Annotated in this window: 12 protein-coding genes and 1 pseudogene; 8 read left to right on the top strand and 5 right to left on the bottom strand. The window is 71.1% G+C overall.

The window, feature by feature from the left end:
• The first annotated feature begins 4 nt into the window (after positions 1-4).
• Entirely contained in the window at positions 5-385 is a 381-nt protein-coding gene (locus M8542_RS45955) for an effector-associated constant component EACC1 (protein WP_257926733.1), read from the top strand.
• Positions 378-1,649 (top strand): caspase family protein, encoded by a 1,272-nt coding sequence (locus M8542_RS45950; RefSeq protein WP_257926732.1) that lies wholly within the window; start codon positions 378-380, stop codon positions 1,647-1,649. The genes M8542_RS45955 and M8542_RS45950 overlap by 8 nt, the downstream gene beginning before the upstream one ends.
• On the opposite strand, the gene M8542_RS45945 is transcribed toward M8542_RS45950, so the two are convergent.
• Positions 1,637-2,809, bottom strand: a complete 1,173-nt coding sequence (locus tag M8542_RS45945) for a macrolide family glycosyltransferase (protein WP_257926731.1) — start codon at positions 2,807-2,809, stop codon at positions 1,637-1,639. The genes M8542_RS45950 and M8542_RS45945 overlap by 13 nt on opposite strands.
• Positions 2,810-3,023: 214 nt before the next feature.
• Between M8542_RS45945 and M8542_RS45940 the strand changes: the two genes are divergently transcribed.
• The 6 genes from M8542_RS45940 (at position 3,024) to M8542_RS45915 (ending at position 8,692) form a co-directional block, all read left to right on the top strand.
• Positions 3,024-4,595, top strand: coding sequence for an alpha/beta hydrolase (locus tag M8542_RS45940; protein WP_257926730.1), 1,572 nt, complete (start codon positions 3,024-3,026; stop codon positions 4,593-4,595).
• A gap of 174 nt (positions 4,596-4,769) precedes the next feature.
• A complete protein-coding gene (locus tag M8542_RS45935; RefSeq protein ID WP_257926729.1) occupies positions 4,770-5,669 on the top strand; it encodes an ABC transporter ATP-binding protein in 900 nt (299 codons plus the stop codon).
• Positions 5,666-6,397, top strand: a complete 732-nt coding sequence (locus tag M8542_RS45930) for an ABC transporter permease (protein WP_257926728.1) — start codon at positions 5,666-5,668, stop codon at positions 6,395-6,397. The genes M8542_RS45935 and M8542_RS45930 overlap by 4 nt, the downstream gene beginning before the upstream one ends.
• Positions 6,398-6,454: 57 nt before the next feature.
• Positions 6,455-7,072, top strand: a complete 618-nt coding sequence (locus M8542_RS45925; RefSeq protein ID WP_257926727.1) for a hypothetical protein — start codon at positions 6,455-6,457, stop codon at positions 7,070-7,072.
• A complete protein-coding gene (locus tag M8542_RS45920; RefSeq protein ID WP_257926726.1) occupies positions 7,069-7,380 on the top strand; it encodes a transcriptional regulator in 312 nt (103 codons plus the stop codon). The genes M8542_RS45925 and M8542_RS45920 overlap by 4 nt, the downstream gene beginning before the upstream one ends.
• 1 nt (position 7,381) lies before the next feature.
• On the top strand, positions 7,382-8,692 hold the full coding sequence (locus M8542_RS45915; protein WP_257926725.1) for a DNA polymerase IV: 1,311 nt from the start codon (positions 7,382-7,384) through the stop codon (positions 8,690-8,692).
• A 93-nt stretch (positions 8,693-8,785) separates the two neighbouring features.
• Here the strand turns inward: M8542_RS45915 and M8542_RS45910 are convergent, their stop codons facing one another.
• The 4 genes and pseudogenes from M8542_RS45910 to M8542_RS50780 all read right to left on the bottom strand — a co-directional run.
• Positions 8,786-9,865 carry a glycoside hydrolase family 88 protein gene (locus tag M8542_RS45910; protein ID WP_257926724.1) on the bottom strand — a complete coding sequence of 360 codons (1,080 nt, stop codon included), beginning with the start codon at positions 9,863-9,865 and terminating at the stop codon, positions 8,786-8,788.
• 83 nt (positions 9,866-9,948) lie between these two features.
• Complete coding sequence (locus tag M8542_RS45905; protein ID WP_308210341.1) at positions 9,949-10,593, bottom strand: FadR/GntR family transcriptional regulator; 645 nt, start codon at positions 10,591-10,593, stop codon at positions 9,949-9,951.
• Positions 10,590-11,615, bottom strand: a complete 1,026-nt coding sequence (locus tag M8542_RS45900; protein ID WP_257926722.1) for an ABC transporter permease — start codon at positions 11,613-11,615, stop codon at positions 10,590-10,592. Before M8542_RS45900 ends, M8542_RS45905 begins: the two co-directional genes overlap by 4 nt.
• A pseudogene (locus M8542_RS50780) lies at positions 11,612-12,316 on the bottom strand (ATP-binding cassette domain-containing protein); the annotation flags it as partial. The pseudogene M8542_RS50780 and the gene M8542_RS45900, both read right to left, overlap by 4 nt.
• Between the last annotated feature and the right edge of the window lie 143 nt (positions 12,317-12,459).

The following is a 12,459-nucleotide window of genomic DNA, read 5'->3' as shown; positions in this document are numbered from 1 at the left end:
GCGCATGACCGAACCGGACACGCACCGCGCGCTGGTGCGGCTCGAGGCGGACGAGGAGTCGGACGCCGAAGAGCTCGACCGCCTCGCCCGCCGGTTGCGCGCCGAGCTGATCGAGCTCGACGTCGACCTGCGGGCGGTGCCGGGCGAGGCGCCGGCGGGTGCGAAGGCGGCGGACCCGGTGACGGTCGGCTCGCTCCTGGTGGCGTTCAGCGCGGCGGGCGGGGTGTTCCCGGGACTGGTGGAGACGCTGCGGGAATGGCTCGGCCGGCAGGCGGGCCGCCACCGCATCAAGGTCACCGTGGACGGCGACACGCTGGAGCTGGAGCGGGCGACGTCGGCCGAACGGCAGGAGCTGATCGACGCGTTCGTCCGCCGTCATGGCTAACCGGCACGCGTTGCTGATCGCGACCGAGACGTACGCCGACCCGGCGCTGCGGCGGCTCACCGCGCCGGGCGGCGACGCGCGGGAGCTGGCCTCGGTCCTGCGTGACCCGTCGATCGCGGGGTTCGAGGTGACGACGTTGATCGACGAGCCGCACCACGTGGTGGGCGAGGCGATCGGCGAGTTCTACCGCGGCCGCCGTCGCGACGAGCTGACGCTGCTGTACTTCACCGGCCACGGCGTCAAGGACGACGACGGCAGCCTGTACCTGGCGATGGCCAACACGCGCCGGGACAGCCTGATGTTCACGGCGCTGGCGGCGGAGCTGGTCGACCGCGCGATGGCCGGGTGCCCGTCGCGGCAGAAGGTGCTGGTGCTGGACTGTTGCTACAGCGGCGCGTTCCCGGCCGGCCGGCTGGCGAAGTCGGGTGCGGACGTGCACACGCTGGAACGGTTCCAGGGCCGCGGCCGCGCGGTGCTGACGGCGTCCGACGCGACGCAGTATTCGTTCGAAGGCGACGCGGTGACGGGCTCGGCGGCGCGGTCGGTGTTCACCCGGCACCTGGTGGCGGGGTTGCGCGACGGCAGCGCGGACCTCGACGGCGACGGGGACGTGACGGTGGACGAGCTGTACAGCTACGTCCACGAGCGGGTGGTGGCGGAGCTGCCCCGGCAGCGGCCGAAGCACCAGTCCGATGTGGAGGGTCGCATCGTGCTGGCGCGCAATCCGCGCTGGACGTTGCCGGAGTACCTGAAGCACGGTTTGGCGAGCCCGATCGCGGTGGACCGGCTGTCGGCGCTGGAGGGGTTGAAGCGGCTGAACCGGGCGGGCAACGATGTTGTGCGGGCGGCGACCGACCGGGAGATCCGGGGCCTGCTCGAGGACGACAGCCGCCTGGTGTCGGGCACGGCGGCGGCGTGGGTGGCGGAGATCGATGGGGTGGCGGAGGAGCCGGTCGTGGCTGAGCCGGTTGCTGCCGAGCCGGTCGCGGCTGAGCCGAAGCCGGAGCCGGTCGCCGCGGTCGTCCAGCCGGATCCCGCTCCCGTCGAACCCGAACCAGAGCCCGAACCCGCGCCGACACCGGCTGCGGAACCCGACGAAACGGCCACCACCGCGAAGAAGAAGCTCACCCGGCGGGCGAAGATCATCCTCGCGGCGGTGGCCGCGGTCATCGTGGCCGGGACCGTCCTGCTGATCGTGCTGCTCTCCACCAGCAGTGGCGGCTCCAGGGAGAGTGGCGGTTCCTCGTTCGGCTATTCCAGATAGGACTCCACGGCATCCGCGGCCGCGGGAACCCCGCCGTGTCCCCGGATCTCCGCCTTCAGCTCCGCCAGCCGCGCGGCCACCGAAGCCGACGAGGAGACCTCGTCCACCGCCTCCCGCAACGACGTGGCCGTCACCTCCGAAGCGGCCAGCTGCCGCCCGACCCCAAGGGACTCCAGCTGGGCCGCGTTCCCGAACTGGTCCGCCGCCTGGGGAACCGCCACGGTCGGGACACCGAACCACAGCGACTCCGTCGCGCCGCCCATCCCCGCGTGCGTGATGAACGCCGACGCCGACTCCAGCACCGCCAGCTGCGGCACCGAAGCGAACACCTCCACCGAATCCGGCAGTGGCCCGAGGTCGTCCGGCGAGACGTGCTTCCCCAGCGACATCACCACGTGCCAGTCCGCCGCGAACGCCTCGACGCACGCGCGGTACACCGGCAGCTGGTCGTTGTACGCCGTCCCGAAGGACACCAGCAGCACCGGACGGCCGGACGACGGCGGCGTCCAGCCGCCCGCGGCGAGCCGCGCCGGATCCAGGCACGGGCCGACGAACTCCACGTGCGGGCCGACGCGCTCGGCGTGGGGCTGCATGGCCCGCGGAATCAGCGACAGCACCCGCGACGGGTGGCCGATCCACTCCCACGGGTCGGCTTGAATGCCGTTCGACGCCAGCCACGCGCGGTACGTCTTCGCGTAGTCCACTCCGGACGGTGACGCCTTGATCGGGTCCATCACGGACGCCATGTCCTCGTCGTAGCCCTCCCACGCCACCAGCGTCGGCGACAACTGGACCGCCGGGACGTCGTAGCGCGCGCCGAGCAGCGGCGCGCCCAGCCCGCCGATGTCGTACAACAGCAGGTCGGGCCGGTCGTCGTCGAACCGGGACGTCAGCCGGGGGTGGATCGCGATCGCCTCGTCGAGGAAGACACGCATGGCCTCGGCCGGCTCGTCCGGCCAGACCGCGGCCTCGCCGAGCGGGAAGATCGTCGGGTGCTCGACGACCGTGGCGCCGGTCGGCGTCACCAGCGACGCCAACGGCGAACCGACGACATAGGACACCCGGTGCCCGCGGCGCACCAGCTCGGCGATCACCCCGAGCGACGGGTAGACGTGGCTCGGCGCGGTGCAGCCGACCATGACGATGTGCTTGCGCGGCAAAACGACTCCTTCAAGGGGAAAGCGAACTTCAGAAGCGGCGGATCCGGATGAAGGAGCACATGCCGGGCACCGTACGGGAGCCGCTTCGGGGACCGCCACCCGATTTCCGCCTTTAGTAGGGCACCGGCCCGCTTGCGGTTCCGGCCGGCCGGAACCGGGACTAGGGTTCATCCGCTTCGCCGGAGCAGAAACCGGAGCAAAGAGGGAGAAAACAGTGAGACGTGCCGTAATCGCCGCGGTGGCCGCCGCCGCGGTGGCGTCCGCGCTCGTGGCCGCCCCGGCCGCGACCGCCGCGCCCGCGAGCCAGGCGTCGATCACCTGGGGTCCGTGCACCGACCCGACGCTGGTCACCGCCGGCGCCGAATGCGGGTACCTGGGGGTCCCGCTCGACTACTCGAAGCCCCGCGGCGAGCAGGTCCAGCTCGCCGTCAGCCGCGTCAAGCACAAGGTCGCCGACGCGCAGTACCAGGGCGTCATGCTGACCAACCCGGGCGGCCCCGGCGGCTCCGGGCTGCTGCTCGCCACCCGCGGGCCCCGCGTCCCCAACCACGCCGGGGACGCCTACGACTGGATCGGCTTCGACCCGCGCGGCGTCGGCGCCAGCAAGCCCGCGCTGAGCTGCGACCCGAACTACATGGACTACAACCGGCCGGTGTACGCGCCGATCACGCCGCAGCTGGAGAAGACCTGGCTCGCCCGGTCCAAGGGCTACGCCGAAGCGTGCGCGAAGAACAACTCGCGCGCCCTGCTGGAGAACATGAAGACGACCGACACGGTCAAGGACATGGACTCCATCCGCAAGGCGCTCGGCGCGAAGCAGCTGAACTTCTACGGCTACTCCTACGGCACCTACCTGGGCCAGGTCTACGGCTCGCTGTACCCGCAGAACGTCCGCCGGATGGTGCTCGACTCGACCGTCGACCCGCGGGGCGTCTGGTACGGCGACAACCTCAACCAGGACGTCGCGTTCGACAAGAACATCCTCATCTGGTTCGGCTGGGTCGCCCAGCACGACGACGTCTACCACCTCGGCAAGACCCAGGCCGCCGTGCAGCGCGTGGTCAACGAGCAGCTGCTGAAGACGTCGTTCAACCCCGCCGGCGGCGTGATCGGCCCGGACGAGATCCTCGACGTCATCCAGCAGGCGTCCTACTACCAGCTGCGGTGGACGCTGCTGGGCGACGCGCTGTCCCGGTTCGTCAACCAGGGTGACTGGCAGAACTGGAAGTCGCTGTTCGAGAGCTTCGGCGGCCGCGGCGACGACAACGGCTACGCGGTGTACCTCGCCGTCCAGTGCTCGGACGTCCAGTGGCCGACCAGCTGGAACCAGTGGAAGGCCGACAACTGGAAGACCTTCACCAAGGCGCCGTACTTCACCTGGCAGAACGCCTGGTTCAACGCGCCGTGCCTGTACTGGCCGGCGAAGGCGGGCAAGCCGACCAAGATCGACGGCCGGGGTGTGTCCAGCGTGCTGATGATCGATGAGACGCTCGACGCGGCAACGCCGTTCCCGGGCAGCCTCGAGGTTCGCAGCCGCTTCCCGGGTGCTTCGCTGATCGCGGAGCCGGGCGGCACGAGCCACGCGATCACCCCGCGCGGCAACGCGTGCGTCGACAACAAGATCGCCGACTACTTGGCGACGGGTGCGCTCCCGGCCCGCAAGCCGGGGCGCACGGCCGACGTCGAGTGCGCGCCGCTGCCGTTGCCGGTGCCCCCGGCGCCGACCGCGGCCAAGGCCGACGTCGCGGCCACGCAGGGCCTGGTCGCCGGGCGGTTCACCGGCTGACCTGCGGAAACTCAGCTGAACGGGGTGTCGGGCGCGAAGCCCGGCACCCCGTTTTTCGTGTGCTCACCCGCTCGAGACTTTTCGGCGCCGGGGACTTTGAACCTGCGCGAGGTTTGTGTTACAAAGTTCGCAGCGACTTTGCGACGCAAAGTCCACGAACGAGAGGAGGGCGCCATGACTGGGGGACCGGCGTTCGCACTGCGCGGGCTGAGGAAGCGGTTCGGCCGGGTCACGGCGGTCGACGGCGTGTCCGTCGAGGTCGCCCGCGGCGAGGTCGTCGCGCTGCTCGGGCCGAACGGCGCGGGCAAGTCGACCACCGTCGACATGCTGCTCGGCCTGACCAAGCCGGACGAAGGCGAGGTCACCGTCGGGGGCGGGACGCCGCGCGAGGCCGTCGACCAGGGGATCGTCGGCGCGATGATGCAGAACGGCGCGCTGCTCGGGGACGTCACGGTCGGCGAGATCGTCGATCTGGTCGTCTCGACGCACGTCAAGCCGCTGCCGGCCGCCGAGGTGATCGCCCGCGCCGGGCTCGAGAACCTCGTGAAACGCCGCTGCGGCAAGCTTTCCGGCGGCGAGCGGCAGCGCGTCCGGTTCGCGCTCGCCCTGGCCGGCGATCCTCAGCTGCTCGTCCTCGACGAGCCGACCGCCGCGATGGACGTCGACGGGCGGCGCGCCTTCTGGAGCGCCATCCGCGAGTTCGCCGACACCGGCCGGACCGTCCTCTTCGCGACGCACTACCTCGCCGAGGCCGAGGACTACGCCGACCGCGTGGTGCTGATGCGCCACGGCGCCGTCGTCGCCGACGGCCCGGTCGCCGAGGTCCGTGCCGCGGTGTCCGGGCGCGTGCTCAAGGCCGCGGTCCCGGGGGCCGCCGAGGCCGACCTGGCCGCGCTGCCGGGCGTGACGTCCGTGCAGCTGCGGGCCGGCCGCGCCGAGCTGGCCTGCGCCGACTCCGACGCCGCGATCCGCGCGTTGCTGACGGCCTACCCGCTCGCGTCCGACATCGAAATCACCGCGCTGGGCCTCGAAGAAGCCTTCCTGGCGCTGACCGCCGAGGAGGTGGCCGCGTGAACACGACCTACCTGAGCCTGGAGATCAAGCGGATCGTCCGCAGTCCCCAGTTCACGATCTTCACCATCGGCATGCCGACGGCGATGTACCTGCTGTTCGGGTCCATTTTCGGCGACGCCATCCTGGACAACGGCCTGCACTCGAGCACCCAGACGATGATCACGATGGCGGCGTACGGCGCCAGTGGCGGCGCCCTGTTCACCGGCACCCGGGTGGCCCAGGAACGCACCGACGGCTGGCAGCGCCAGATCCGCCTCACCCCGATGCGCGGACCCGGCTACCTGGCGGTGAAGGTCGCCTCCGCGATGGCCGTCGCCCTGCCGGTGCTGCTGGTCATCTTCCTCGTCGGCTTCCTGCGCGGCGAGCAGCTCGGCCTGGCCGACTGGGGCCGGCTGCTGGTCTTCCTGTGGGCGGCCACGCTGCCGTTCGCCGTGCTCGGCCTGGCGATCGGGCTGTTCGGCAAGGGCGACACGGTCGGCGCGGTGACCGGCGCGCTGATGATGCCGCTCGGCATGCTCGGCGGGCTGTGGATCCCGCTCGAGTTCCTGCCCGGCTGGATGACGACCCTGGCCCACTTCGTGCCCACCTACTGGCTGCGGCGGGTCGGCATCGACCCGCTGACCCACGCTTCCGGGACCTGGGTGGCGGTGCTCGTGCTGGCCGGCTGGCTGGTCGTGCCCGCACTGGTCGTGGTGCGCCGGTTCCGGCTGGACACGGCGCGGCTGTGAATGGTTGTTAACCTCCGTGCAGTACTGAGGGGTCTGCGCGGACGAAGGGCGGGACGGGTGGACGACGAGCCGATGTCGGCGGAGGAGTCGCTGAACCTGATCGCCCAGCAGAACCGGCGCAACCGCCGGGAGCTGGGCGGGGGCCCCGCGCGCATGCTCGCGGCGTGGGCCCTCGCCTGGATCGTCGGCTGGGGCTTCACCTACATCGCCGTGCAGCCGGGGGTCGCGATCCCCGGCTGGGTCGGCGGTGTGCTGACCGCGGTGCTGTTCGTCGGCGCGATCGTGTACACCGGGTACGTCAGCGCGCGGGCCGGCCGCGGCATCCGGGGCCCGTCCCGCACGGTCGGCGCGATGTACGGCTACAGCTGGGCGCTGGCCTCGCTCGGGCTGTCGGTGATCGACATCCGGATCACGCAGTTCGGCACGCTGACCTCCGACCAGGTGTCGCTGCTGTGGTCGGGCACCTGGCTGCTGCTGACCGGCGTGCTCTACCTCGCGGGCGGCATGCTCTGGCAGGACAGGCTGATGTACGGCCTCGGCGCGTGGATGATCGTCTCCGCCGGGCTCAGCGTGCTGGTCGGCTTCCCGGCCAACTTCCTGGTACTGGCGATCTGCGGTGGCGGTGGGTTCCTGCTCGCCGCGATCGTGTACTTCGTCCGCGAGAAGCGCCGATGAGCGAACTGCCGCAGCTCGACCCGGTCATCCACGCCCAGGCGCGGCTGCGCGTCACGGTCGCGCTCGCCGGCCTGCACGCCCGCGACCAGATCACCTTCCCGCGGCTGCAGCAGCTCCTCGACATGACCGCCGGCAACCTCTCGACGCACCTGCGCAAGCTCGAGGACGCCGAGTACGTCGAGATCACCAAGGCCTACGAACACCGCACGCCGGTCACCCTGGTCCGGCTGACCGCGGCCGGGCGCGCGGCGTTCGAGAGCTACACCAAGGCGCTGCACCAGCTGCTGGACGCCACCGGCGGCGACTGACGTGGCCCGCTGGGTGATCCACCTCGACCTGGACGCCTTCTACGCGTCGGCCGAGCAGCTCACCCGCCCGACGCTGGCCGGGCGCCCGGTGCTCGTCGGCGGGCTCGGGCCTCGCGGCGTCGTCGCGGGCGCGAGCTACGAGTCCCGCGTGTTCGGCATCCGCTCGGCGATGCCGATGGCCCAGGCGCGGCGGCTGCTGCCGGCGAACGGCGTGATCGTGCCGCCGCGCTTTCGCGTGTACGAGCGGCTCAGCCAGGAGGTCTTCGCCGTCGTCACGTCGGTGGCGCCGGTGCTGGAGAAGATCTCCCTCGACGAAGCGTTCGCCGAGCCGCCTTCGCTGACCGGGGCGTCCTTCGACGAGGTGACCGCTTTTGGTGCCTCGCTGCGGGCCCGGATCCGGGCGGAAACCGGGTTGGTGGCCTCGATCGGCGCGGGCAACGGCAAGCAGATCGCCAAGATCGCCTCGGACGAGGCCAAGCCGGACGGGCTGCTGGTGGTGCCGCAGGGCACCGAACGCGAGTTCCTGGCGCCGCTGCCGGTGCGCGCGCTGTGGGGGATTGGGCCGGTGGCCGAGGGGAAGCTGCGGTTCATCGGCGTCCAGACGCTCGGGCAGCTGGCGGCACTGTCCGAACCGGACGCGGTGGCGACGTTGGGCGGCGTGGTCGGCCGCGACCTGCGCCGGCTGGCGACGGGCTTCGACGACCGCCCGGTGGCCGACCGCGGCGAGACCAAGCAGGTCAGCGCGGAGACGACGTTCGACACGGACATCATCGACCTGGCTTCCCTGAAGGCCGAGGTGCGCCGGATCGCTGTGGGCGCGCACAAGCGGCTGGTGAAGGCCGAGCGTGTGGCCCGCACGGTGGTGATCAAGCTGCGGCACACGGACATGCACACGGTGACCCGCTCGGAGACGATCTCGGCGCCGACCGACGACCTGGCCGAGCTGTCGGCGACGGCGGAGCGCCTCCTGCTGGACCCGGCGGAGTTCGGCGGCATCCGGCTGGCGGGGGTGGCGTTCAGCGGGCTTTCGGTGCCCCACCAGGACGCGCTGTTCAGCCTCGCGGCTCCCGCGACACCCTCGGCGTCGACAGTGGTCACCGCCGCGGCCCCGGTGCCCGCTGCCCCCTCGGAATGGCGCCAGGGCGACGACGTGGTGCACCCGGAGTTCGGCACGGGCTGGGTGCAAGGCGCGGGCCACGGCCGGGTGACGGTCCGCTTCGAGCACCGGACCTCGGGTCCGGGCGTCGCGCGCACCTTCCCCCAGTCGGACCCGGCCCTGACCCGCGGAGACCCGGGCGACTGCCTGCGCTGAAGCGCCCCAATGTGGCGTTGGGTGCGTTGAGCGCACCCAATGTGGCGTTCGGTGCGTCAGATGCGCCCAACGCCACATTGGGGCGCTTGGGGCCTACTCGGCCGAGCAGCCCTGCAGCTTTGCCACTTCCTGGCCCGCCAGCAGGAACGCGCCCACCCCGAACGCCGAGGTGTCGGCCGGGTGCGCCGTCGCCGGGCGGTCGCCCACCGGCTGGACGTAGCCGACCTTGCCGTCCGTCTGCAACGCCTTCGTCGACAACGCCGTCCACGCCTTGTCCACGACCGGGCGGTAGCGCGCGGCGTCGAGGATGCCCGCGTTGATCCCCCAGCCGATGCCGAACGTGAACAGCGCCGTGCCGCTCGACTCCGGGCCGCCGTGGTCCCACGGGTTCAGCAGGTCCGAGTTCCAGAAGCCGTCACGCCGCTGCAGCAGGGACAGCGAGAACGCCATCTTCTTGTACACCCGCAGGTACTCCGGCCGGCGCGGGTCGTTCGCCGGCAGGACCTGCAGCACCTTCGTCAGCGCGGAGAGGGCCCAGCCGTTGCCGCGCGACCAGAACACGCCCGAGCCGGTGAACCGCGCGTCGCGGTACCACAGACCGGTGAAGTCGTTGAACAGCTTGTGTTCCGACGACCGGAACAGCTTGTCCATCGCGTCCAGATAGGACGGATCCTGGTCGATCACGCTCATCCGCGCGAACGACGGCATCGCCATGTTCAGCGCGTCGACGTAGTTCCAGTAGTCGCGGTGCCCGGCCCGAACCGACGCGACCTCGTCCTTGACGCGCGTGCGGATCGAGTCGAGCGAGATCTCCGGGTGGAAGTAGGTGTACAGGTCCAGGTACGCCTCGCCGGCGGCCTGGTTGTCCGGGAAGAACGGCCGTTTCGGGTCGAGCGGCAGCTGGTAGCCGTTGGCCTGCGCCCAGGGCAGCGTCTTGTGGTTCGACTGCCCGGTGGTCCGGACCAGCGCGAGGTTGCCGACGTGGAACGTCGCGTTCTGCCAGTCCGGCGCGTCGAGGTTCGTCCCGTTGGCCACCCAGTAGTTGCCCGCGGCGACCATTTCGTCCGAAACGGCGCAGGAAACGGCGGCGGAAGCGACGGGAGCGGTCAGCAGGCTGCCCGCCACCGCGGCGGCCGCGAGCACGCCGAAGCCACGAATACCCGGGAAACGCATGGAAGCGTCCTCCTCAGCACGTCATGGCGGCGGGTGGGTCGCAGCGAGTGAAGCGCGTCCCGGTAACCGTGTCAAGGTACCGATCACCGGTACGCCGCAACGGTTTCCAGCATCCGGCGTGACGCGGACTCGGCGCCGTCGGCGTTCTTCGCCAGCACCAGCGTCAGCACCCGGGAGTGCGCGACCAGCTCCAGCGGCTCGCCGTGCGCCCGCAGCGCGGCCACGACGGGCACCTGCAGCTGCGCGATGAGCGCGTTGCCGGACGCGCGGATCAAGGCCGCGTGGAACCGCGAGTCGGCGTCGTGGAAGGCCGCCGTGTCCTGGCGTTCGACCGCGTCCGCCATCAGCTCGTAGGCCGCGGCCATCGCCGAGAGCTCGTCGGGCCGCCGGTGCTGCGCGGCCAGCCGCGCCGCCTGCGGCTCGATGGTCAGCCGCAGCTCCAGCAGCTCGTGCAGGTGGTGGCGGCCGTCGGGCCCGTTGACGCGCCAGCCGATGACGTCCGGGTCGATCGCGTCCCACGCCTCGGGCGGCAGCGTCCACGTGCCGACCCGCGGCCGCGCGGTCACCATGCCCTTGGATTCCAGCACCCGCAAAGCTTCGCGGACCACCGTCCGGGACGCGGAGAAGCGGCGGCCGAGCTCCTCGGGGACGAGCGGCTGCCCGTCCCCGAGGACGCCTTCGACGATGAGCCTTCCGAGCTCGTCCACGATGCGCGCGTGGAGATTCACTCGGGCAGGCCGACGCGACGCTCCCCGCTGCGCAGCTGCTGCAGCACGACCGCGATCACGAGCAGGGCGCCGTGGGCGACGTTCTGCCAGAACGGGTTGATGCCGAGGCCGGACATGCCGTTGTCGAGCACACCCAGGATGATCACCGCGAGCACGGTCGAAATGATCGATCCCCGGCCACCCTTGAGCATCGTGCCGCCGAGCGCGGCGCCGGTGACGGCCTGCAGCTCCAGGCCTTCCGACCCGGACACCGGCTGGCCGGACCCGGTGCGCGCGGTGATCAGGATGCCCGCGACCGCCGCGACCACGCCGGCGAGGGCGTACACGCCGATGATGTACCGGTTGATGTTGATGCCGGCCAGCCGTGCCGCGGTGTCGTTGCCGCCGATGGCGTAGACGTTGCGGCCGATGTCGGTGTACTTGAGCAGGAAGTGCAGCAGCGCCGCGACGATCAGGAACACCCAGACCAGCGACGGCAGGCCCGCGATCGCGCCCTTGGCCAGGAAGATGAACAGGTCGTCGCCGCCGGTGTAGCCCTGCGACTTGCCGTCCGAGATCACCTGCGCGACACCCTTGTAGGTGGCGAGCATGGCCAGCGTCGCGACCACCGGGTTGACCCGGCCGAAGATGATGATCATGCCGTTGATCAGGCCGCAGACGATGCCGACGCCGATCGCGGCGAGGATGCCGACCTCGGCGTTGCCGGTCGAGGTGAACACCATCGCGGAGATGACCGACGCGAGCCCGGCCATCGAGCCGACCGAGATGTCCAGCGCGCCCAGGATGATCACCAGCGTCTGCACCAGGGCCAGCAGCCCCATGATGGTGATCGCGCTGCCGATCAGCAGCAGGTTGTTGGTGCGCAGGAAGTTGTCGTTCAGGATGCTCAGCAGCACGATCAACGCGATCAGCGTGATGATCAGGCTCGAGTTCTGCACGCCGATGCCGGTGAGCACGCGGCGCGCGGCGCTTGGCTGGGGCGGTGCCGCGGGGGCGACAGTTTCCTTGGTGGGGGTGCTCATGCGCCGATCTCCTGGGCTTCTTCCACGGCTGGTTCGGTTTCGGGGATGGCGAGGGTCAGCACGGCTTCCTCGGTCGCCTCTTCGCGGCCGATCTCGCCGGCCAAGCGCCCGGCGCGCATCACGAGGATGCGGTCGGCGAGCGTCAGCACCTCGGGCAGGTCGGAGGAGATGACCAGCAGCGCGATGCCTTCCGCGGCGAGGCCGTCGATGATCCGGTAGATCTCGGCCTTCGCGCCGACGTCGACGCCTCGGGTCGGCTCGTCGAGGATCAGCAGCTTCGGCCGCCGCGCGAGCCACCGCGCGAGCACGGCCTTCTGCTGGTTGCCACCGGAGAGCTTCCGGACTTCCTGCTCCATCGACGGCGTACGCACGCGAAGCTCGCTGATGTACTCCTCGACGAGCGCGCGTTCCTTCGCCCGCTTCACGACGCGGAAGCGGCGAAGGCGGTCCAGGACCGAGATGGAGATGTTGTCGCGTACGGACCGCTGCATCAGCAACGCGTCCGTCTTGCGCTCTTCGGGCGCGAAGCCGATGCCCGCTTTCACGGCGTCACCCGGGTTGTGCGCGCGCAGCCGCTTGCCGCCGAGTTCGACGGTCCCGGACCGGATCGGCAGGTCGCCGACGATCGCCCGGGCCAGCTCGGAGCGGCCGGCGCCGACCAGGCCGGCCAGGCAGACGACCTCGCCCGCGCGGACCTGCAGCGAAATGCCGGTGACGTCGTCGGTCGTGACGTCGTCGAGCTTCAGCACGACTTCGCCGGTGTCCTGCGTGACGCGGCGCTCGAGGGCCGAAAGGTCGCGGCCGATCATCATCCGGACCAGGCCGGGCTCGTCGGTCTCCGCGA

The organism is Amycolatopsis iheyensis (assembly GCF_024703995.1).
GTDB lineage: Bacteria > Actinomycetota > Actinomycetes > Mycobacteriales > Pseudonocardiaceae > Amycolatopsis > Amycolatopsis iheyensis.
This window is presented reverse-complemented; position numbering and strand designations above follow the sequence as displayed.

Coding starts and splice junctions, on each gene's coding strand:
- M8542_RS45920 (WP_257926726.1), top strand. CDS start 7,069: ATGAGCGAACTGCCGCAGCTCGACCCGGTCATCCACGCCCAGGCGCGG.
- M8542_RS45950 (WP_257926732.1), top strand. CDS start 378: ATGGCTAACCGGCACGCGTTGCTGATCGCGACCGAGACGTACGCCGAC.
- M8542_RS45955 (WP_257926733.1), top strand. CDS start 5: ATGACCGAACCGGACACGCACCGCGCGCTGGTGCGGCTCGAGGCGGAC.
- M8542_RS45910 (WP_257926724.1), bottom strand. CDS start 9,865: ATGCGTTTCCCGGGTATTCGTGGCTTCGGCGTGCTCGCGGCCGCCGCG.
- M8542_RS45900 (WP_257926722.1), bottom strand. CDS start 11,615: ATGAGCACCCCCACCAAGGAAACTGTCGCCCCCGCGGCACCGCCCCAG.
- M8542_RS45935 (WP_257926729.1), top strand. CDS start 4,770: ATGACTGGGGGACCGGCGTTCGCACTGCGCGGGCTGAGGAAGCGGTTC.